The organism is Vibrio echinoideorum (assembly GCF_024347455.1).
Classification (GTDB): Bacteria; Pseudomonadota; Gammaproteobacteria; order Enterobacterales; family Vibrionaceae; genus Vibrio; species Vibrio echinoideorum.
In genome coordinates this window covers 197,677-219,245 of sequence record NZ_AP025483.1, presented here as the reverse complement: position 1 = coordinate 219,245, position 21,569 = coordinate 197,677, and the positions used below count along the sequence as shown (strand labels likewise).

Genomic DNA, 21,569 nt, shown 5'->3' with positions numbered 1-21,569 from the left:
AAATAATCTCAACTTGGCCAAAATGAGAGAACACAATTATGACTAAGCAAACTGTTGTTGTTGCACTCGGCGGTAACGCCCTACTTCGTCGCGGTGAGCCGTTAGAAGCCGACGTTCAACGCCGTAATATTGAAACAGCGGTTAAAACCATCTCTGAAATCGCGAAAGTGTACAACGTCGTTTTAGTGCATGGTAATGGCCCACAAGTTGGCTTACTTGCCTTGCAAGGTTTGGAATACAAAAAAGTAAACCCGTACCCGCTAGATGTTTTGGGCAGTGAAACTCAAGGCATGATCGGCTACATGTTGATGCAAGAGTTCAAGAACTACCTGCCTGACCGCAACATCTCATGCATGCTAACGCAAATGACCGTCGATCCGAACGACCCTGCATTTGCTGATCCAACGAAGCCAATTGGCCCGATCTACGAAGAAGCAGAAGCACGTGAATTGGCGGAAAAATACCACTGGATAGTAAAACCAGATGGCAAACATTTCCGTCGTGTAGTACCAAGCCCAAGACCGACAGGCATTGTTGAACACGAAGCGATCACACAGCTTATTGATGCTGGTCACCTAGTCATTTGTACTGGTGGCGGTGGTATCCCAGTGAAAAAAGAGAATGGCAAATTAGTCGGTGTTGAAGCTGTTATCGATAAAGACATGTCGGCCGCTTTCTTAGCTAAACAATTGGATGCGGATGCCCTGCTTATTTTGACCGACGCTGACGCTGTATACCTTGATTGGGGCAAACCAACTCAACACGCGCTGCGCAGTACCACACCAGGTGAATTAGCGAAGTTTGAATTTGATGAAGGCTCAATGGGGCCAAAAATTGAAGCATCATGCGAATTCATTCAACAAGGCGGCAAAGTGGTTGGTATCGGCGCACTCGAAGATGGCTTGCAAATACTGCAAGGCCAAGCGGGCACCAATATCACTAAAGGTTAACGCATTAGCGAGCTTTATTACCTTGAAATACTTAAAGCTTGAGAACCTTAAAGCTTAAGAAGCTTAAACCTTGAGAGCTCTTAAAGCTTGCGAAAACAGATTAAACGAAACAAACAGAACCGAACAAATTTAACTAAAAATTGAATCGCGCTTTCTTGAATTTTCTTTCCCTGTAACAAGAAAGCGCCTAAATCTAAGAAGGAATACATCATGGCTTTTAACCTACGCAATCGTAACTTCCTAAAACTACTAGATTTCACTCCACGCGAAATTCAACACTTGTTAGATCTTTCTATGGAGCTAAAAAAAGCGAAGTACAACGGTTACGAACAGCCAACACTGACTGGCAAAAACATTGCGCTTATCTTTGAGAAAACGTCCACTCGTACTCGCTGTGCATTTGAAGTTGCCGCATTCGACCAAGGTGCTCGAGTTTCTTACTTAGGCCCATCTGGCTCTCAAATCGGCCACAAAGAATCAATGAAAGATACGGCTCGCGTGCTAGGCCGTATGTACGATGGCATCGAATACCGAGGTTTCGGTCAAGAGATCGTTGAAGAGCTAGGCGCTTACGCTGGTGTTCCGGTATGGAATGGTCTGACTGACGAATTCCACCCAACACAAATCCTGGCTGATTTCCTAACCATGACGGAATACGGCCGTGGCAAGCAACTGCATGAAATTAAGTTTGCTTACCTAGGTGATGCTCGCAATAACATGGGTAACTCTCTGATGGTTGGCGCTGCGAAAATGGGCATGGACATTCGCCTTGTTGCTCCAAAACAATTCTGGCCACAAGAAGAGCTATTAGCTGAGTGTCGTGAAATTGCAGAACACACCGGCGGAAAAATCACGCTAACTGAAGATGTTCAAGAAGGCGTGCAAGGTTGTGACTTCCTATACACCGACGTTTGGGTATCTATGGGCGAAGCAAAAGAAGCGTGGGCTGAGCGTATCAACCTAATGATGCCTTACCAAGTCAACATGGAAATGATCAAAGCAACAGGTAATCCACATGTGAAGTTCATGCACTGCCTACCCGCTTTCCACGGCGAAGACACCACGATCGGTAAACAACTTGCGGCTGAGTACCCTCAGCTAAAAGACGGCGTTGAAGTGACAGATGAAGTGGTTGAGTCTGAATACTCTATCGTGTTCGATGAAGCTGAAAACCGCATGCACACCATCAAAGCAGTAATGGTCGCGACACTAGGCAGCTAATAAGTTAAGTAGTTAAGTAGTTAAGCAGTTAAGCAGTTAAGCAGTTAAGCACTCACTTGTTCGCAAGACGTTAATAAGTTAAGTGCAATAACAGGGAAATGCGGGTGGCGTACTTGGGATTTAGCCCTTGGATAAAGCTCGCATTTTTTTTCATTCGATTGAAGAGATTATCGCAAAAAAAACACAAGTTTCTCAGTTTCAACAAAGGCTTAAATGGAAGTTAAAAACGGACGTTATTTCGCATAAAAATCCATAAAATGAATACTTTACAGAAAGTATTGCATGGCCTTTTTATCTGAGTATAATCCTCCGCAATTTGTCTTAAGAGAGCAAAAAATGAACCGCAATTTTGTCGCACATGATTGTCAACCAATACGCCTTAGAATGGCGTTGGTATCATTTTTATTTTGCTCTATTGATCGTTTCGAAGCCTCCTATTTTTAGGGGGCTTTTTTTTGTCTGCAATTTGACTGTATGCATAGAAGGAAGACCCGTTATGGCGCATTCGTTATTTAACAAGCACATCATCTCTATTCCAGAGCTCACTCGTAATGAACTGGAGCTTATCGTCGATACCGCAGCAAGGCTCAAGGCTGAGCCAAATCCGGAATTACTGAAAAACAAGGTTGTCGCGAGTTGCTTCTTTGAGCCTTCAACTCGAACTCGCCTTTCATTTGAAACCGCAGTTCAACGCCTTGGCGGCACGGTCATTGGCTTCGATAATGGCGGCAACACATCACTGGCTAAGAAAGGTGAAACACTTGCAGATTCAGTGCAGGTCATTTCTTCTTACGTCGACGCCTTTGTCATGCGTCACCCACAAGAAGGCGCGGCACGTTTAGCCTCTGAATTTTCTAACGGTGTTCCGGTCGTGAATGGTGGCGACGGTGCAAACCAACATCCAACTCAAACCTTGTTGGATCTGTTCTCGATTTATGAAACTCAAGGCACGCTCGACAACCTCAATGTGGCGTTTGTCGGCGACCTAAAGTATGGCCGCACTGTGCACTCATTGACACAAGCGCTATCCAAATTCAATAACGTGCGTTTTTTCTTTATCGCGCCAGAAGTCTTAGAGATGCCAGATTATATCTGTGAAGAATTGGAAGAGATGGGAATCCAATACAGCACACACACCAGCATTGAAGAAGTCGTGCCTGAACTGGATGTTCTTTACATGACTCGCGTACAGAAAGAACGCTTTGATGCATCTGAATACGCGCACATGAAATCGGCTTACATCCTAACCGCCGATACATTGAAAGACGCACGCCAAAACATGAAGGTACTTCACCCACTGCCACGTGTCGACGAAATCACAACCGACGTCGATAAAACGCCACATGCTTACTACTTCGAACAAGCTGAAAACGGTGTATACGCTCGCGAAGCCCTATTAGCCCTAGTTCTTAACGACACTTTATAAGCAGGAGAAACAGTCATGGTTAAACAAACTCAGCTACAAGTAGAAGCGATCCGTAACGGCAGCGTCATTGACCACATCCCTGCTCACCTTGGTATCAAAATCCTCAAACTGTTTAAGCTGCATAAAACAGAGCAACGCATCACGATGGGGTTAAATCTACCATCGTCAGCACTTGGTCATAAAGACCTCATTAAAATTGAAAATATCTTCCTGACCAAGGAGCAAGGAAACCAATTGGCTCTGTATGCTCCGCAAGCGACTGTGAATCAGATTGAAGAGTACAAAGTAGTCAACAAACTAACGCTCGTGTTACCAGATAAAATCAATAGTGTCTTCGCTTGCCCAAATAGCAACTGCATTTCGCACGGCGAACCGGTTGAAAGTAGCTTTAAAGTGCAGCTAAAACACGAAAAAGTACAACTCAAGTGTCACTATTGTGAAAAAGTATTCTCTCGCGAGATCATGAGTGAAATTCGCTAACCCTTAGCGCCATTATCACGGACTCAAAAGCACATTAACCTTAATGGATATTTATGCCAAACCCGGAATAAATATCCATTTCACAATAGAATAAAACTCCAAATTAAAAGCAGTTAACTAGAGTTTTATTTGGTGATCCCCCTCAAAAAGATAACTATCCTTTAGTGGTAGACTGCCTGCATAGAAGATCATACATCACGCATACCTTCCCCTTAGACTTAGGGATTCACCGGTAAGCCCTGTTTTAAAATCGTACTCTACGGCTTTGGGAGTGCGCTCGGCGCTATGGACAAGCGATACCCACACGTTGACTCTAAGGAGTTGTTCATGAACGAAATTACTGAGCACGGTTGCTTGTATTCAGCTGAAGATAAAACACTGACTGCAGCGTGCAAACGCTTACTACAACAACAGAGCTTCTCAACCCAAAATCAACTGCGAGAGAAACTCGTCGATATTGGCTACACAGGTATTAGCCAATCGACCGTATCACGCATTTTGTCACAGCTTGGCGTCGTAAAAATTCAGAATGCTTGTGGTAAAAAAGTCTACTGTATAACCGTTGAAAGCGCACCTGTGCGTGTCGATGCGTCAATCTCATCACAAATCGAATTGATTACTCACAACCAAGCAATGGTCATCGTAAAAACAAACCCAGGCTGCGCACAACTGGTGGCAAGGTTAGTTGATATCGATCCACATACAGAAATTATCGGAACCGTTGGTGGTAACGATACGGTTTTAATTATTCCAAAAGACACGAGTAATATTGATGCTTGCGAACAAGTAGTAAGAGCACGCTTGGGCGTTGCCTAAATGTTTCAACGACAAGGGCTGATAACTTCAGTGGCGCAGCTCACCACCTGTTTGTTATTCAATAAATTGGCTCACCCACCTTAGGGGATATTTATTTGTCGATGAAACTAATAGCCAACTATTACGGTCTGATTGAGTTAAGATACCTTTAACTCCATTTTGATGACTGACAGTATGCGACGACTTGCCACATTACTTTTTGTTTGTGTTTCCTTATTCACTCAGCCAGCCTTCGCGGCTTTTGGAAACAACAACGCCGAGCCAAGCTTCGGAGCCAATAACAATGGCTTTGTTCCTGTAGACCAAGCTTTCCCTTTCAATTACTACCAGCAAGACGGCAAAGTTCTTCTCGACTGGCAAGTAAAAGAAGGCTACTACCTCTATCAACATAGCCTCTCGTTCACTGGCCAAAATCTCGCTATCGGTGATGTTGAAATGGAAGATGGCCAACCACACCAAGATGAATTTTTTGGTGAGGTGAGTATTTATACTCAGCCGTTATTCGTGCAAGTTCCTCTACAGAACTATCAAAATGGTTCACAGCTGATCGTGAAATATCAGGGGTGTGCTGACGCTGGATTCTGCTACCCACCAGAAACTCGAGTAATCGACATTGAACCGTTTACTGCGACGATTCCTGGGGAGATAAAAAGCAGTGATGTACAAAACAGTGGTGATGTGCAAAAAAGCGGTGCCTCGCAAGGCTCTTCTGATGTCGCGGTTCAAGCTGACAATTCAGTACAACCCTCTTCTCCTACAGCTGACACAGCAAGCAATACCGCTCAACAAACCAATGCTCCCGTTTCAAAAGAAGCAGGCTTAGCCGATAAGCTCGGTGACAGTTGGTGGACTCCATTATTATTCTTAGCACTCGGTGTTGGCTTAGCCTTTACTCCGTGTGTTCTGCCGATGTATCCGATTCTAACGGGTATCGTATTGGGTGGTGGCAAGCTCAGCCAAGGTCGTGCGCTGATGCTGTCTTTCATCTATGTGCAAGGCATGGCGTTAACTTACACCTTATTGGGTTTAGTGGTTGCCTCTGCGGGCATGCAGTTCCAAGCAGCCATGCAACATCCTTACGTGCTAATTGCGCTGAGCGTTCTGTTCGTGGCTCTGGCCATGTCGATGTTCGGTGTTTATAACCTGCAACTACCAAGCAGTATCCAAACCTGGCTCAACAACCAAAGCAACAAACAACAAGGTGGCAATACCTTAGGTGTGTTCGCTATGGGTGCTATCTCTGGTTTAGTATGCTCACCTTGTACGACAGCACCGCTGTCAGGCGCGCTACTGTATGTCGCTCAAAGTGGTGACTTGTTTACAGGTGCGATTGCCTTATACGCCCTCGCGATGGGAATGGGAATACCGTTAATTTTGGTCGCAGTATTCGGTAATAAGTTACTACCGAAAGCGGGTAACTGGATGGATAAAGTGAAAATCGTATTCGGCTTTATCTTGCTCGCTGCTCCTATCTTCCTGCTGGAACGCATCATCCCTGAGTTGTGGGCAACGGTGCTTTGGTCTGGATTGGGCTTCATTGCGTTTGGCTGGCTTTACCACAGCAAGAATGCACTGCCATTTGGCGGCTGGAAACAGAGCGCTGTTGGCATCATCGCGATGCTTGGGTTGTTTGCCTCAGCACAACCTGCATTGAATTACTGGTTTGCAGAAAATAACATCGTGGTTGAGCAACCGATCCAATTTGCACGCATCAACACCGTTGAAGAGCTAGAGATACAGCTGATCGAAGCAAGAAAATTGGGGAAACCTGTGATGCTCGATTTCTACGCAGATTGGTGTGTGGCATGTAAAGAGTTCGAGAAGTACACCTTCCATCAAGCCGATGTCGAGAATAAACTTTCAGATTTTGTGCTTCTTCAAGCAGACGTAACCAAGAACATGCCTCAAGACATTGAACTGCTTAAACAATTACAAGTGTTAGGTTTACCTACCATTGAGTTCTGGGACGGTGAGGGTAACCATGTTCCAAATGCTCGTGTAACCGGTTTTATGCCAGCTGATTTATTCTTAAAACACATGCAAGACCACCAGCTATAAGCTTGTTATAACAGCAGCGACAACAGTAACTGACAGTTTCTAAGCTATTCAGTTATATAGAGTAAATCTGAAAGCCGCGTAATCTTCTCCCTAAGTGAGATGATTACGCGGCTTTTGTGTTATTGAAAGCAACGGTTTCTTATTCTGGGAATAAAAGTCGATATGGTTCAGACTTTTAATGCATAAATATTGTCCACATACTCAATCAGGATGATAATAAATATTAACTAAATTGTTAAAAGTATGAACGTCATGGACTCGACCTATACCATCATCATTGCCGATGACCACCCTCTCTTTCGTAACGCCCTGTTTCAGTCAGTACACATGGCGATCAGCGGTGCGAATCTGCTTGAGGCCGATTCTCTCGATGCCTTACTTACCCTACTGAAAAAAGAAGACGAACCCGACCTATTGCTTCTCGACCTAAAAATGCCGGGCGCGAATGGTATGTCAGGCTTGATTCAGCTACGCGCTGAATATCCAGATTTACCGATTGTGGTTATATCAGCCAGCGAGGATGCTAGCGTTGTCAGCCAAGTTAAAAGTCATGGTGCTTTTGGCTTTATTCCTAAGTCGAGTGATATGCGTGAATTGGTGAGCGCGCTCAATCAAGTGCTGAATGGCGACCCGTTCTTTCCTGAAGGATTGATCACCAATAATGCCGCCTGCAACGACCTTGCAGAAAAACTTTCCTCACTGACGCCTCAGCAATATAAGGTCTTGGGAATGCTTTCTGACGGCCTACTTAACAAGCAAATTGCGTATGAATTGAACGTTTCGGAAGCGACCATCAAAGCGCATATGACGGCCATCTTCCGTAAACTGGATGTGAAAAACAGAACTCAAGCGGTTATCTTGCTACAAGAAGTCCACAATTAAGCTTCACTCACATCCTCTTCTAAAGTCGTCTTGGGTAAACATAAACCCAGCTTGACGACTTTATGATCATCTATCTCTGCCACCACCCAATTGATGTCATACCATTCGAAGCTATCACCTAATACAGGATGCGCTCCAAGCTCTTGGTCAACCAATTGTTTTAGCGTCATTTTTCGTTCTTCTTCCGAGCCCAGTTCAATGCCATAACAATCACTGACTGCAGAAATTGATAGCCCAACATCAAGGAAGAAATCACCAAAGAATCGTGCGGCGTCTTCGGCTAAAGGTGCCTCACTGAATAGCTCACTTAAACTGTCTAGGTCTTTATCTTGACCAAGTACACAGAGAATATCGTTCGCCTCTAACACGGTACTACCCGATGGGTGGAGCAAGGCATCTTTTCTAAATAGTGCGGTAATTCGCGTCCCTTCTGGCATAGACAAGCGCTTAAGCGGTTCGCCAATACACCACTTGTCCTCTTTCAACTTATAGACAAACATCTCCCACTCACTGGTAGGGTAAATCTCAATGCCGGTACGAGAAATCGGTGTCGGCGTTGGTGGTAAGGTCACTTTAGCGAGTCTCGCGACTTTCATTAAACTGCCGCCCTGAACAATCAGCGAAACCATAACCACGAAGAAGGCGATATTGAAGTACAACTGAGCATTAGGCAGGCCTGCCATCATCGGAAAAACCGCCAAAATGATCGGCACAGCGCCACGCAAACCCACCCAAGAAACAAACCAACGCTCCTTGGTGGTAAAGCTTCTAAACGGCAGTAAACCCAACCAAACAGACAATGGACGAGCAAACAAAATCATACCGAAGGCCAGTGCTAACGCAGGAAGTGCAATGTCCATCAACGTCGATGGCGTAACCAATAAACCCAACACCAAGAACATCACGATTTGACTTAACCACGTCATACCGTCAAGGACATTAAGAATAGAGTGTCGAGAGCGCGTTGGGCGATTACCAATGAACAGACCCACTAGATAGATCGATAAGATGCCGCTACCGCCCAGCATGTTAGAGAACGCAAACAGAGCGACGCCACCGCTAAGTACCAGAATGGAGTAAAGGCCATCAGCCAGTTGCACTCGATTGATTAAGCTCCACAAAACCCAACCGCCACCGATTCCGACAAGCGTGCCGATACCAAACTGCATAGCAAAGCTTTGCAGTAGGAAATTCATTCCCATCTCAGCATCAGGGTTGCCCAGCAGCGCGATTAAAGTGACGGTCAGGAAGACAGCCATAGGGTCGTTGGTACCGGATTCGATCTCTAGCGTTGAACCAACACGTTCATTGAGGCTCTGCCCTTTCAGCAAAGAAAATACCGCTGCCGCATCGGTTGAACCAACAATCGCCCCAACCAAAATGCCCTGCATCAGTGATAGGTCAAACAGCCAAGCAGCCATTAAGCCCGTTAGAGTTGCGGTACATGCGACGCCTATCGTCGCCAGCGAGAGCGAAGGCCAGAAAGCAACCTTGAAGCTCGCCACCTTGGTTCGCATACCGCCATCCAACAGAATCACGGCAAGCGCAAGGTTACTCACCAAGTAGGTTAATGAGTAATCATCGAAATTAATGCCACCAGGGCCATCTTCGCCCGCCAACATACCAACGAACAAAAAGATCAAAAGAATCGGAACGCCCAATCGAGAGGACACTTGCGAGAAAAGCACACTGATGGCGATTAATACAGCACCAGTCAAAAATAAGTGGTTAATGGTTATTGCGTCCAATTCGTTCCCCCAAAGAATAAAATCCGAGCTTTAAGCCTGTTGATCTTTTGCCACTAGCTTGTTGATCTTCTGCCGTTTAGCAAGGCACGGTCGGTGAAAGTGCCGTAGTTACTATAACAAACTTATGTTTCGCTTCGTGTCATAAGCAGGGCTAAATACCGTTTCTCGGTCATTTAGTTGTTAAATTTTATGACTCGCAGTCTAATTCATCCCTTTTTGTTAGACCTTTGGCTAATTTAACAACATTGTAACATCACATTTTTCTATGGTTATGTCTCCTAGCTCCCATATTTCAGTACATTAGCGCTAATACCATCCCGACTAAAGTTGCACAGATCCCTTGACTTATCCTTGCTACATTCTAAATCGTAACATTACGTTAACACGCTATTTTACAAAACGGTTTCACAAAAACGGTTTCTACGAAAACGGAATAAAGGAGAAGGCAATGGCGTTCGAATCAACAGAACATGCTCAAGCCTACTGGAAGGAAAACTTGGGAATAATGGGCACACTACTCGCAGTGTGGTTTGTAGTGTCTTATGGCGCTGGCATCTTATTTGTAGATGTTTTAAATACCATTCAATTTGGCGGATTTAAGCTAGGTTTTTGGTTCGCTCAACAAGGTTCAATTTATACCTTCGTGGCGTTGATATTTATTTACGTTGTTCGCATGAATAAGCTGGACAAAAAATACAACGTACAGGAAGACTAGAGGCTAGAACATGGATATTCAAACTTGGACGTTTATTCTCGTCGGTATTACTTTTGCAGTATATATCGGCATCGCAATCTGGGCTCGCGCTGGAACAACCAGTGAGTTCTACGTAGCTGGTGGTGGTGTTCACCCAGTAGCAAATGGCATGGCCACAGCCGCTGACTGGATGTCGGCAGCATCGTTTATCTCAATGGCAGGTATCATCTCATTCGTTGGTTACGACGGTGCGGTTTACCTTATGGGTTGGACAGGTGGTTATGTACTACTTGCACTATGTTTAGCACCTTACCTACGTAAGTTCGGTCAGTTTACAGTTCCTGATTTCATCGGTGAACGTTACTACTCGAAAACAGCACGTATGGTAGCGGTATTCTGTGCAATCTTCGTATCGTTTACGTACGTTGCAGGCCAGATGCGTGGTGTGGGCGTTGTATTCTCTCGTTTCCTAGAAGTTGATATTAACCTAGGTATCGTTATTGGTATGGGTATTGTGTTCTTCTACGCAGTACTCGGTGGCATGAAAGGCATCACTTATACGCAGGTAGCTCAATTCTGTGTCCTCATTTTCGCCTTCCTTGTTCCAGCAATCTTTACTTCGATCATGATGACAGGTAACCCGCTTCCACAAGTTGGTATGGGTTCAACACTATCCGGCACCGATGTTTACTTACTTGATAAACTGGATGGCCTAACTGAAGAGCTCGGATTTACCGCCTATACCGAAGGTAACAAGAGCATGGTGGATGTATTCTTCATCTGTGCGGCTCTAATGGTTGGTACTGCGGGTCTTCCACATGTAATCATTCGTTTCTTCACAGTACCAAGAGTACGTGATGCTCGTATCTCAGCGGGTTGGGCACTACTGTTCATCTCATTGCTATACACAACAGCACCAGGCGTTGCAGCATTCGCTCGTGTAAACATGATCGAAACAATTAACGGCCCAGATATGCAAGGTGTCGCCGCAGCAGACGCACCAAGCTGGTATAAAAACTGGGAAAGCACGGGTCTAGTAGGCTGGGAAGATAAGAACGGCGATGGCAAAATGTTCTACTCGGGCGATGAACGCAACGAGATGAAAATTAACCGTGACATCATCGTACTGGCTTCGCCAGAGCTAGCTAAACTACCAAACTGGGTTGTCGCACTACTTGCTGCCGGTGGCTTAGCCGCTGCACTATCAACAGCCGCAGGTCTACTATTGGTCATCTCAACGTCGATTTCACATGACTTGTTGAAGAAAGGCTTTAAACCAAATATGACCGACAAGCAGGAGCTATTAGCCGCTCGTTTGGCAGCCATGGTCGCGATTGTTGGTGCGGGTTACTTAGGTATTAATCCACCAGGTTTCGTAGCACAGGTAGTCGCGTTTGCCTTCGGCCTAGCCGCAGCATCCTTCTTCCCTGCCATTATCCTAGGTATCTTCTACAAGAAGATGAACAAGGAAGGCGCAATTGCAGGTATGTTGTCAGGCATTGCCTTCACAGCAAGCTACATCATCTACTTCAAGTTCATTAACCCAGCAGCAAGCACACCTGAAAACTGGTGGTTTGGTATCAGCCCAGAAGGCATTGGTACGCTAGGTATGTGTCTAAACTTCATCGTATCAATTGCAGTGAATAAAGTGACAGCTGAAGTACCAGAAGATGTACAAGAGATGGTTGAGTCTATCCGTTACCCTAAAGGTGCTGGTGAAGCTCACGACCACTAAGCCGCTCACTACTTAATAACTAAGACAGTAAGCAGCTAGAAAATAAAATGAGTCTGTACTTACATTGTAGGGATTAGGTACTGATTCCAGAAAGCCGATACATTATTTATGTATCGGCTTTTTCTTTTGTCCTTTAATTTTATAAAAAGACAAAAGAAAGGGTTGTTTTTAAAATATCATTTGATAATAATTATCATTAACATCCAATAAAGAGATGCAGATGATGATGAAAGAGCAACAGGTACTCTATTCGAGGTTTTACAAGGCACAGGATCGCTTTACTTCACCAAAGCAACTTCAAGGCAACGAACCCACGGTAATTCGAGACTATATCGAATGCGCACTGACGCTTTCGGCTTATTATGAAAAGCACGCCGCCCAAGAAAATATCTTGTTGTGTGAACTGTACCTACGCCAAACTTTCTTCCACTTAATTGAAGCTATCGAGTCCCCTGACCGCAGTTTCGCCTTTCGTCATATCTGCCTAGACTCTATTCACTCACCACTATTTTATCTGAAACGCCACTACTGCCAGCAACCTCAAGGCCAAGCGCGTTTTTTGAATCTCAGCCAAACACTACAACAAGTCCAAGCTCCACTTGGCTAACAAGGATAGAACATGACCCTACAATTTCGAATTGAAAAAGACAGCATGGGCGAAGTTAAAGTCCCTGCTGATGCGCTATACCAGGCACAAACTCAACGTGCTGCGGATAACTTCGCTTTTAGCTCCCATAAGATGCCAACCAATTTCATTCAAGCACTGGCATTAATTAAGCAGGCCGCTGCCGATACCAATGCTCAGTTAGGCTTGTTAGAAGGTGATATTGCCAACGCGATTGCCGAAGCCAGCCAAGAGATCATTGAGGGTAAACACCTCGAGCAATTCCCTATTGATGTTTACCAAACCGGCTCGGGCACCAGCTCTAACATGAATGCCAATGAAGTCATTGCCACGCTCGCTTCAAGAAGCTTGCAAGGCGACGTGAACCCTAATGATCACGTCAACATGGGTCAAAGCAGTAACGATGTAGTGCCAACCGCCATTCAAGTCAGTGTGGCTTTGATGGTCGAAAATAAGCTGTTACCTGCATTAACTCACCTTTCTGAATCGCTTGCCGTTAAGCAACAAGAGCTTGCTGAAATAGTAAAAAACGGTCGTACCCACCTAATGGATGCAATGCCAATTACCTTTGCACAGGAACTTGGTGGTTGGAAATTTCAAATTGAACACGCCAAGCAATCGATAGAAAGCAGCTTGCCAGCTATTAAGGCTTTAGCTCAAGGCGGAACCGCAGTCGGTACAGGGATAAATGCTGACCCACGTTTTGCCGATAAATTTGCGAGTAACCTGTCTCAAACAACAAAGATCAGTTTTACCTCGAGTGAAAACTTCTTTTTTAACCTCAGCAGCCAAGACGCGATCGTTGCATTGTCTGGTCAGCTTAAAACTGCAGCAGTTGCGATCATGAAGATCTCAAACGATCTTCGTTGGATGAACTCCGGACCGCTGGCTGGCTTAGGTGAAATTGAATTGCAGGCTCTACAGCCAGGTTCATCGATCATGCCCGGAAAAGTAAACCCTGTGATTCCAGAGGCAGCTGCAATGGCGGCAGCACAAGTGATTGGCAATGACACCACCATTACGGTGGCTGGACAATCGGGTAACTTCCAACTGAATGTGATGTTGCCGGTGATTGCTCATAACGCGTTAGAAAGTATTGAATTGTTGGCAAACAGCTCTGTCGCATTAGCTGACAAAGCGATTGCCACCTTCACGGTACGCCAAGACAATCTCGACTTGGCGCTGTCAAAGAATCCAATTCTCGTGACAGCCCTAAACCCTGTAATTGGTTACCTCAAAGCGGCGGATATTGCCAAGAAGGCTTACAAAGAAGGCTTACCGATTCTTGATGTTGCGGAAAGAGAAACCGACCTTAGCCGAGAAGAGCTCAGCAAGCTTCTTGATCCAACCACACTGACGCAGGGTGGAATCGCAGGCTAGCTAATTAGCTAGAAAATAAGAACTAACGATCCTTACTGAAACAAAAAGGCCTCATACGAGGCCTTTTTTACATCCGTTCATTAATTAGGAATTCGAGCTGATTATTCTTAACTAACTCACCCGATTTAGAACCGCTCTTAATTTTAGCGGTTTCACGGGCTTAGCAATAAAGCTAAAGCTATTGGCCTTTATCGCTGCCAACATGTCATCAGTTCTGTCCGCACTAATAATGACGCCCTCAAAAGAATCCCCAAGACGTAGACGACACTGCTGTAAGACTTCAAGTCCAGTTCTGCCATTATCTAAACGATAATCAGAGAAAATCACATCTGGATGCCATTCATCGTCTAAACACTTTAAGCTTTCAACCAAATCAACAGCCGTCTTAACCTCACAGCCCCAACGACCAATCAGGTTTTCCATACCGACTAATATTTCTCGTTCATTATCGACACACAATATTTTCAAGTGTTCGATATCACTGGTCGCCATTGGTGTCGAAACTTGCACAACCGGAGCAACCTGTTCGGCTCTCGCTAACGTGATGGAAAAAACACTGCCTTGCCCTGGCCATGATCGCATTGATATTTGGTGACCCAAGACATGAGCGATGCCTTTAGAAATCGCGAGCCCTAACCCCAAGCCTTGATCGGCACGAACTTGACTACCACGGGTAAACTCTTCGAAGATTTCCTGCTGCTTATCTTCATCGATACCGGTTCCGTTATCCCATACATCGATTCGCACCTGGCCGTTAACTCGCCTCGCTCCAAGCACTACTTTCCCTTCAGGGTTATAACGAAAGGCATTAGTCAAAAAGTTCTGAATAACACGTCTTAATAACTTAGGGTCAGAGTGAATAAACAGAGATGAAGGGATCATCTTGAACTGGATTTTTTGTTGTGTCGCCAAAGCACTAAATTCAGCATTCAAATGGATAAGAACATCATGCACGGCAATAGCATGAACATTGGTTTCTAATTTTCCCGACTCCAATCGAGAGATATCTAATAAATCACCAATCAAGTCTTCAGCAGCACCAAGTGCACTTTCGATATGGGATGAAAGTTGCTTCACCTCTTGTTCTTTTGCGACCTCAGATAGCGAAGAAGCAAACAAGCGAGCAGCATTCAGAGGTTGCATTAAATCATGGCTAACCGCTGCTAAAAAACGACTCTTAGATTGTGATTCTTGGTCAGAGATTTGGGTCGCCTTTACCAAACGATGGTTAAGTTTTTCCAATTCTTGGGTTCGTTCATGAACCCTCGATTCCAAGCTTTCATTGGCATCTTTCAGCGCTTGCTCTGCTTGTCTGAACACCGTGATGTCAGTAAAGCTCATTACGAAGCCACCACTTGGCATCGGGTTCCCTTGCACTTCAATCACTCGACCATCAGGACGAATACGAGAAGAAGTATGTCGGGTGCCTTGTTCAAGGTGATAAACACGACGTCGAACGTGATCTTCTGGGTCACCCGGACCACACAAACCTTGTTCAGCATTATGACGAATAACGTCAGCAATCGGTCGGCCTACTTGAATCAACCCAGCCGGGAATTCAAACAGTTCTAAATAACGCTGATTCCACGCTACCAAGCGCATCTGTTTATCCACCACCGCAATACCTTGGCCAATATGCTCGATTGCACCTTGCAGTAAGCCACGGCTGAAATCATATAGCTCAGAGGCTTCATCAACGATAGTTGCAACCTCTTCAAGTTGCATGTTTCTGCCTTGCAAAGCAGAAGTGAGTACTAACTTAGCAGAAGAGGCACCAAACACACCCGCAAGCACGCGTTCTGCATGTCGAATCAGGCTTGCAGGCGCTTGTTGATTAGGAAGCAGCGGTTGACCGTGTTGTTGCCAATAACTGTGTAAGGCACTTTTTGCTCGCTTTCGACCGACAAAACGAGACGCGAGCATCTCCAATTCAGCCACTGTTACACGGCTCTGATAGAGGCTTATATTTTCATTCTCAGGTAACGGTGTACCAACAAATGCCGCTGATTGTAAGCGCTCACTTAGGCTTGGTCTGGTCGTCATCGAAACCACGACATAACACAGGGTATTGAGCACAATACTCAATACGATGCCCCAGTTTGAGCTACTGATATCCCAACTACTTAGTAATTCTGGCGGCGTGATGATCCACAACAATAGGTTGCTCTCGCTATCACCTGCCAACATGCTGGTTTGGCTCATCAAGGTAATAAGCCAAATCACTGAACCTACCAATAAACCTACATAAACCCCCTTTCGATTCCCTGGCCGCCAATACAAGCCACCAAGCAACGCCGGTGCAAACTGCGCGATGGCAGCAAACGAAAGAAACCCAATCGCCGATAAGGAATGAATCGTATCAAGTGCCTGATAAAACACCCAAGCGCCGAGTAAAAGTAGGAGTATTAATCCGCGACGAATCACCAATAACAAACCAGAAAAATGCTTATGGGTTCTTTGGGTTAGACGCATACGACGCAACAGTAACGGCATCACCAAATCGTTCGATACCATGATCGCTAATGCGATGGTCGACACAATCACCATGCCACTGGCAGCGGAAGTACCACCCAGAAAAGCGAGCAAGGCAATATGATTAGCCCCTTCGGCCATTGGCACACTGATGACATAGGTATCGGCAGGCATGTTAGTGAGTAACCCCTGACCTGCCCAAGCAATAGGCAGAACGAACAGCCCCATCAAGATAAGGTAAACGGGGAATAACCAACGTGCCGTATGCAAATCTTGCGGGCGTTCGTTCTCAACCACCATGGTATGGAACTGGCGAGGTAAACAAACAATAGCCAACATGGTTAAAACGGTATGGATGATTAAGGTCGGAATGTTGGGTGATTCATAGGTAGAAGCTGCAACATCAAGCAGGTCAATTTTATCGCTACTCATCGCCAGATAAATGATAAACAAACCAACAATTAAAAATGCCACGAGCTTAACAATAGATTCAAATGCCACTGCCATCATCATGCCACGGTGATGTTCTGTGTTGTCGATGTGTCGAGTACCAAACAGCATCGTAAAAATAGCTAAAGCACCAACAACAAACCAAGAAACATGATAATCCTGATAACCAAAATCAGCCGCGAGGTTAGGGGCGACAATATCCAAGCCCATGGTAATACCACGAAGTTGTAGTGCGATATAAGGAAGAATACCGACGACGGCAATAATGGTTACGGCAACCGCCAATCCTTGTGATTTTCCGTAACGAGCCGCGATAAAGTCAGCAATTGAAGTGATATGTTCACGCTTCGCAATGAGGATCAGCCGAGCTAAGATCCGCCACCCTAGCGTAAACACCAAAATAGGCGCGAGATAAATGGGTAAAAAGGACCAAGGGTTATTACTGGCCTGCCCGACCGTGCCATAGAAGGTCCACGAGGTACAATACACCGCGATAGAAAGGCTATAAATCCACGGGCGCCAACGTGATAGCCAACGAACCTGCCTGTCTCCATACCAAGCGATCAGAAATAACACGCCCAAGTAGGCTAAAGAGACTGGAACTACTACCCATCCTTGCATTGAAAACCCTTTCTTCATCCATAAAAAAACCTCTCCATAAGGGAGAGGTTTCATTTAACTAAGGATACGTCATTAACTCAATCGCATCGCTCAAATTCTGTGCTTTGGGCTTTAATTCTGAGCATCAGATTGAGCTGAGGCTGTTTGATTAACCTCAACCACTGAACTTCTTTCATCCAGTTTAATGAATAAGGCTAATCCGCCCATTGCAGCCATGCCCCAGAAAATATTCGCACCCCACAGTTCATACCCCCAACCACTCAAGGTCGTCATCAGTGCGATAAAAGCACCAAGAGGGATCGCATTATAAAGAGCTTGCAGCGCCACCATCTTGTTTTGCTCTTCAGATTGAATGTATTGAATCGCAGCAATATGAGCCATTGCGAATGTCACACCGTGCAAAAGCTGAACCATAACCAAAGCAGCAATAGCTGTCGTCGAGGCTGTGATACCCCAACGAGCCATGACACCAAATGCGGCGATGACAAACAAAGTACGCAGAGTGAGACCAGAGAACAGTCGTTTACTTAAAGCGAACACCGCAACTTCCGCGACAACACCTAAACTCCACAAATAACCAATAATCGCTTCCGAGTGTCCGGCTTCTTTCCAGTAAATAGCACTGAAGCTGTAATAAGCGGCGTGGCTTCCTTGAAGCAATGCCATCAAAGCCAAGAACTTAACTACAGATGATTCACGCAGCAGCTCAGCTAATTTAGGACGCTCAGTTTGTTGTTCAGATAACGTCACTGGCATCACGTTAGGGCTTCTCATTGCTAAGACTAGTGACAACAGCACGCCAGCAAGAGCCGTATACAAAATCATATCGGTGCCAAACTCAGCGACGAGGAAACCGACGACGGTTGAACCCACGATAAATGCAACCGAACCCCAAAGACGAGTGCGGCCGTAGTCGAGCATTTTTAGTCGGCTGTAATGATTCGCCATCGCATCAGAAAGGGGAATTATCGGTCCACAACATAAATTGAATAATACTGTGGCTAACAGCATCAATAAAAAGTTGCCGCCAGTAAAGAAGTGGAAGCCGACAAACAACAGTGCTGCGAAACTCAAACAACGCAGAGCTGGCATTAAGTGTTCCACTTTATGGATACGAGGAGTGATCACTAGATTTGCAACACAGCGAGTCGCAAAACCGATACCAATTAAAACACCAATATCACCAGCCGAGACACCTTGGTCTTCAAACCACAACGCCCAAAATGGCAAATAGACGCCATATGCAAAAAAGAAACCAAGGAAATACTGGGAAATCCAACCATAGGGGGAAGGGTTAAACATAGGTGACCTATAAAATGTGCAGAAAAAAGGCAGCGTCAATTATGCCTATCTCGCATAAGATGAAAAAGGGAATAATTACTAAGATAACATTCCCATATTGAACCCAATCGTCATTTCACACTTCAATCAAGATCATGCTTCAGCCAAGAACCACATTCGCATTTAGACTAAAGTCGTCTGGAGCTTCTCTGGTAATTTGTCAGACTGAGTAAAGACTCCCACTTGTTTCGATGCTTATGCCTGATAAATTTAATATGCAGCACCCACCCTTCGATAGTTTGTCCGATGCCGAACAGTTAACCCTGCGCTCTTCATTGGATGTGGTTTACTACCGAGCGCTCGAGGTGATATTGGAAGCTGACCGACCAAGTCGTCATCTGCATATTCTGATTAAAGGCGCCGTAGAAGAGCGGGCAAGTAGTGATGGTGAAATATATGCACACTATGCCAATGACGATATTTTTGACGTCCGCAGCCAATTCGAGGCTTATACCAAACACCAATATATTGCACTCGAAGATACCTTAAGCTATCTACTTCCAACCGATGTTTTTCTCAATCTTTACCACGCCAACGGGCAATTCGCGGCTTACTTTGATAGTAACTTATCGACACGAAAAGCATTGATTGAAGCAGCACAGCAACAACAAAACTTGGCCGAATTTATCTTGACCAAAGTGGATGAATCTATTTATCACCCACCACTGATACTAAAGCCGAATCAACCTATCAACCAAGTCACTCAAACCCTTAAAGAACAAGGTTTAGACTCAGCTTTGGTTCATTTGGATCATGATGTTCTAAAAGCTTTTGGAACATCATGTACCTTACCGTATGGAATCGTCACACGGACCAATTTATTACATACTGTAATGCTGGATAATTTCCCACTAGATACCCCTGTCGGTGATATTGCGACCTTTCCGGTAATGTATGTCAATCAAGGCGATTTTTTGTTTAATGCCATGATTACCATGACCAGAAATCGTGTAAAAAGACTGATGGTTTGTGATGGTCTTAATGCGGTAGGTATGGTGGACATGACGCAAATTCTCAGTGCGTTTTCCACTCATTCACACGTTCTCACTTTACGTATTGCGCGAGCCACCAGCGTTGAAGAGTTGGCAATGGCATCCAACAAACAGCGTCAACTGGTCGAGAGTTTGCTCAGTAACGGGATTCGTACGCGCTTTATCATGGAGCTAATTTCTGCGGTCAACGAGCAGATCATTGAGAAAGCCTTTGAGCTCATCATTCCACCCGCGCTGCACAATCACTGCTGCTTAATCGTTCTGGGTTCTGAAGGCCGCGGAGAGCAAATTCTCAAAACCGATCAAGATAATGCACTCATCATTCAAGATGGTTTAGAGTGGCACCAATGCCAAAGCGCTATGAACGACCTGACCCACACCCTGCAGCAATTGGGCTACCCTCTTTGCCCGGGCAACGTAATGGTCAACAACCCTAAGTGGGTGCACTCTCAGCAAGAATGGAAACAAACCCTCACGAGTTGGGTAAGAAAAGCCACACCAGAAACCGTAATGGACATCGCGATCATGGCGGATGCCCATGCTGTAGCAGGTAATAGAGAACTCTTAAAACCAGTGAAACAACACCTCAGTGATTTAATGTTGGGACAGGAGTTAATCCTCACCGAATTTTGTCGCCCTGCCCTGAACTTTTCCGTTCCCCTCACCCTGTTTGGCAATGTTAAACAGTCCAAGTCAGGGCTCGATATCAAACAAGGCGGTATTTTCCCTATCGTGCATGGCATTCGGGCACTCAGCCTTGAGCATGGTGTCACGGTCAACAACACCTTTGAGCGGATTGAGCACCTAGTCGGTAAAAATGTATTGGAGCAAAGTACCGCCGATAACCTTAACGAAGCGCTCAAGCAATTCTTTAAGTGGCGCTTATCTCAGCGGTTATCCCAACAACACAGCAGCAATAAAATTAACGTGAAGTTGATGGAGCGAGCAGACAGGGATCTGCTTCGTCATAGCTTGCATGTGGTGAAGAAATTCAAGCAATGGCTAGGCTACCACTATCAAATAAGAGACTAGGCGGCTGAACGATGAATAGATTGGTTCGTTATTACTGGCATCACAAACTTAAAGGCTCCCCCTATCAGCCTTTTTTTGCCGCGCCTACCCATAATGAATATGTATCGCTCGATTGTGAAACCACCAGCCTCGACCCTAATCAGGCGGAATTAGTCACTATTGCCGCGACAAAGATCATCGGTAACCGAATCATTACCAGCCAACCTTTTGAAGTTCGACTACGAGCACCGCAGTCACTCGATTCCAATTCCATCAAAATCCATCGCATTCGCCATCAAGATCTAAAGCACGGCATAGAAGAGAAACAAGCTCTAATTGAGCTGCTGGATTTCATCGGTAATCGCCCTTTAGTCGGATATCACATCCGCTACGATAAAAAAATTCTCGATCGCGCCTGTTTAAAACAACTCGGATTTCCATTGCCTAACCGGTTAGTCGAAGTGAGCCTGCTCTATCAAGAAAAACTCGAAAGGCAGCTGCCCAATGCCTACTTCGATCTCAGTATGGACGCCATCTGCCGCCAGCTGGATTTGCCTATCCCGGTCAATAAACATGATGCATTACAAGATGCTATCTCCGCAGCCCTGATCTTTGTTCGCCTTAAATACGGTGATTTACCTCGTTTCAACTCTTCTTATTCTTAATT

16 protein-coding genes are annotated in these 21,569 nt (G+C 45.3%); 13 read left to right on the top strand and 3 right to left on the bottom strand.

The genetic code is table 11. The features are described from left to right. Positions 1-38 precede the first annotated feature (38 nt). The 7 genes from arcC to OCV36_RS00950 all read left to right on the top strand — a co-directional run bounded on the left by arcC (position 39) and on the right by OCV36_RS00950 (position 7,833). The gene (gene arcC / locus OCV36_RS00980; protein ID WP_102554404.1) at positions 39-950 is read left to right on the top strand and encodes a carbamate kinase; all 912 of its coding nucleotides are present in this window, start codon (positions 39-41) and stop codon (positions 948-950) included. Between the two features lie 210 nt (positions 951-1,160). Next, a complete protein-coding gene (argF, locus tag OCV36_RS00975) occupies positions 1,161-2,171 on the top strand; it encodes an ornithine carbamoyltransferase (protein ID WP_108187366.1) in 1,011 nt (336 codons plus the stop codon). Between the two features lie 496 nt (positions 2,172-2,667). Continuing rightward, the gene (pyrB, locus tag OCV36_RS00970; protein WP_017073751.1) at positions 2,668-3,597 is read left to right on the top strand and encodes an aspartate carbamoyltransferase; all 930 of its coding nucleotides are present in this window, start codon (positions 2,668-2,670) and stop codon (positions 3,595-3,597) included. 15 nt (positions 3,598-3,612) lie between these two features. Next, complete coding sequence (gene pyrI, locus OCV36_RS00965) at positions 3,613-4,077, top strand: aspartate carbamoyltransferase regulatory subunit (RefSeq protein ID WP_135457690.1); 465 nt, start codon at positions 3,613-3,615, stop codon at positions 4,075-4,077. Positions 4,078-4,404: 327 nt separating this feature from the next. Continuing rightward, a complete protein-coding gene (locus OCV36_RS00960) occupies positions 4,405-4,893 on the top strand; it encodes an arginine repressor (RefSeq protein ID WP_029224885.1) in 489 nt (162 codons plus the stop codon). Between the two features lie 174 nt (positions 4,894-5,067). Continuing rightward, positions 5,068-6,951: a protein-disulfide reductase DsbD gene (locus tag OCV36_RS00955; RefSeq protein ID WP_135457688.1), complete on the top strand. Its 1,884-nt coding sequence runs from the start codon at positions 5,068-5,070 to the stop codon at positions 6,949-6,951. Positions 6,952-7,203: 252 nt separating this feature from the next. After that, a complete protein-coding gene (locus tag OCV36_RS00950; RefSeq protein ID WP_017073756.1) occupies positions 7,204-7,833 on the top strand; it encodes a response regulator transcription factor in 630 nt (209 codons plus the stop codon). Here OCV36_RS00950 and OCV36_RS00945 read toward each other — a convergent pair. Then, positions 7,830-9,581 carry a potassium/proton antiporter gene (locus OCV36_RS00945; RefSeq protein WP_135457686.1) on the bottom strand — a complete coding sequence of 584 codons (1,752 nt, stop codon included), beginning with the start codon at positions 9,579-9,581 and terminating at the stop codon, positions 7,830-7,832. The genes OCV36_RS00950 and OCV36_RS00945 overlap by 4 nt on opposite strands. A gap of 448 nt (positions 9,582-10,029) precedes the next feature. Here OCV36_RS00945 and OCV36_RS00940 point away from each other — a divergent pair, with 448 nt between their 5' ends. The 4 genes from OCV36_RS00940 to OCV36_RS00925 all read left to right on the top strand — a co-directional run bounded on the left by OCV36_RS00940 (position 10,030) and on the right by OCV36_RS00925 (position 14,015). Further along, the gene (locus OCV36_RS00940; RefSeq protein WP_009844701.1) at positions 10,030-10,296 is read left to right on the top strand and encodes a DUF4212 domain-containing protein; all 267 of its coding nucleotides are present in this window, start codon (positions 10,030-10,032) and stop codon (positions 10,294-10,296) included. Between the two features lie 10 nt (positions 10,297-10,306). Further along, positions 10,307-12,010, top strand: a complete 1,704-nt coding sequence (locus tag OCV36_RS00935) for a sodium:solute symporter family protein (RefSeq protein ID WP_017073758.1) — start codon at positions 10,307-10,309, stop codon at positions 12,008-12,010. Positions 12,011-12,230: 220 nt separating this feature from the next. Further along, complete coding sequence (locus OCV36_RS00930) at positions 12,231-12,617, top strand: hypothetical protein (protein WP_017073759.1); 387 nt, start codon at positions 12,231-12,233, stop codon at positions 12,615-12,617. Positions 12,618-12,629: 12 nt separating this feature from the next. Further along, positions 12,630-14,015: a class II fumarate hydratase gene (locus OCV36_RS00925; protein ID WP_135457685.1), complete on the top strand. Its 1,386-nt coding sequence runs from the start codon at positions 12,630-12,632 to the stop codon at positions 14,013-14,015. Positions 14,016-14,126: 111 nt separating this feature from the next. On the opposite strand, the gene OCV36_RS00920 is transcribed toward OCV36_RS00925, so the two are convergent. Both OCV36_RS00920 and OCV36_RS00915 read right to left on the bottom strand, forming a co-directional pair. Further along, entirely contained in the window at positions 14,127-17,558 is a 3,432-nt protein-coding gene (locus OCV36_RS00920) for a hybrid sensor histidine kinase/response regulator (RefSeq protein ID WP_135457683.1), read from the bottom strand. Positions 17,559-17,669: 111 nt separating this feature from the next. Then, positions 17,670-18,860 carry a 3-phenylpropionate MFS transporter gene (locus OCV36_RS00915; protein ID WP_017073762.1) on the bottom strand — a complete coding sequence of 397 codons (1,191 nt, stop codon included), beginning with the start codon at positions 18,858-18,860 and terminating at the stop codon, positions 17,670-17,672. 230 nt (positions 18,861-19,090) lie between these two features. On the opposite strand from OCV36_RS00915, the gene OCV36_RS00910 reads away from it, so the two are divergent. Both OCV36_RS00910 and OCV36_RS00905 read left to right on the top strand, forming a co-directional pair. After that, positions 19,091-20,923, top strand: a complete 1,833-nt coding sequence (locus tag OCV36_RS00910) for a DUF294 nucleotidyltransferase-like domain-containing protein (RefSeq protein WP_135457681.1) — start codon at positions 19,091-19,093, stop codon at positions 20,921-20,923. An 11-nt stretch (positions 20,924-20,934) separates the two neighbouring features. After that, positions 20,935-21,567, top strand: coding sequence for a 3'-5' exonuclease (locus OCV36_RS00905; RefSeq protein ID WP_065682705.1), 633 nt, complete (start codon positions 20,935-20,937; stop codon positions 21,565-21,567). Positions 21,568-21,569: the final 2 nt, after the last annotated feature.

Coding starts and splice junctions, on each gene's coding strand:
- arcC (WP_102554404.1), top strand. CDS start 39: ATGACTAAGCAAACTGTTGTTGTTGCACTCGGCGGTAACGCCCTACTT.
- argF (WP_108187366.1), top strand. CDS start 1,161: ATGGCTTTTAACCTACGCAATCGTAACTTCCTAAAACTACTAGATTTC.
- pyrB (WP_017073751.1), top strand. CDS start 2,668: ATGGCGCATTCGTTATTTAACAAGCACATCATCTCTATTCCAGAGCTC.
- pyrI (WP_135457690.1), top strand. CDS start 3,613: ATGGTTAAACAAACTCAGCTACAAGTAGAAGCGATCCGTAACGGCAGC.
- OCV36_RS00960 (WP_029224885.1), top strand. CDS start 4,405: ATGAACGAAATTACTGAGCACGGTTGCTTGTATTCAGCTGAAGATAAA.
- OCV36_RS00955 (WP_135457688.1), top strand. CDS start 5,068: ATGCGACGACTTGCCACATTACTTTTTGTTTGTGTTTCCTTATTCACT.
- OCV36_RS00950 (WP_017073756.1), top strand. CDS start 7,204: ATGGACTCGACCTATACCATCATCATTGCCGATGACCACCCTCTCTTT.
- OCV36_RS00940 (WP_009844701.1), top strand. CDS start 10,030: ATGGCGTTCGAATCAACAGAACATGCTCAAGCCTACTGGAAGGAAAAC.
- OCV36_RS00935 (WP_017073758.1), top strand. CDS start 10,307: ATGGATATTCAAACTTGGACGTTTATTCTCGTCGGTATTACTTTTGCA.
- OCV36_RS00930 (WP_017073759.1), top strand. CDS start 12,231: ATGATGATGAAAGAGCAACAGGTACTCTATTCGAGGTTTTACAAGGCA.
- OCV36_RS00925 (WP_135457685.1), top strand. CDS start 12,630: ATGACCCTACAATTTCGAATTGAAAAAGACAGCATGGGCGAAGTTAAA.
- OCV36_RS00920 (WP_135457683.1), bottom strand. CDS start 17,558: ATGCAAGGATGGGTAGTAGTTCCAGTCTCTTTAGCCTACTTGGGCGTG.
- OCV36_RS00915 (WP_017073762.1), bottom strand. CDS start 18,860: ATGTTTAACCCTTCCCCCTATGGTTGGATTTCCCAGTATTTCCTTGGT.
- OCV36_RS00910 (WP_135457681.1), top strand. CDS start 19,091: ATGCTTATGCCTGATAAATTTAATATGCAGCACCCACCCTTCGATAGT.
- OCV36_RS00905 (WP_065682705.1), top strand. CDS start 20,935: ATGAATAGATTGGTTCGTTATTACTGGCATCACAAACTTAAAGGCTCC.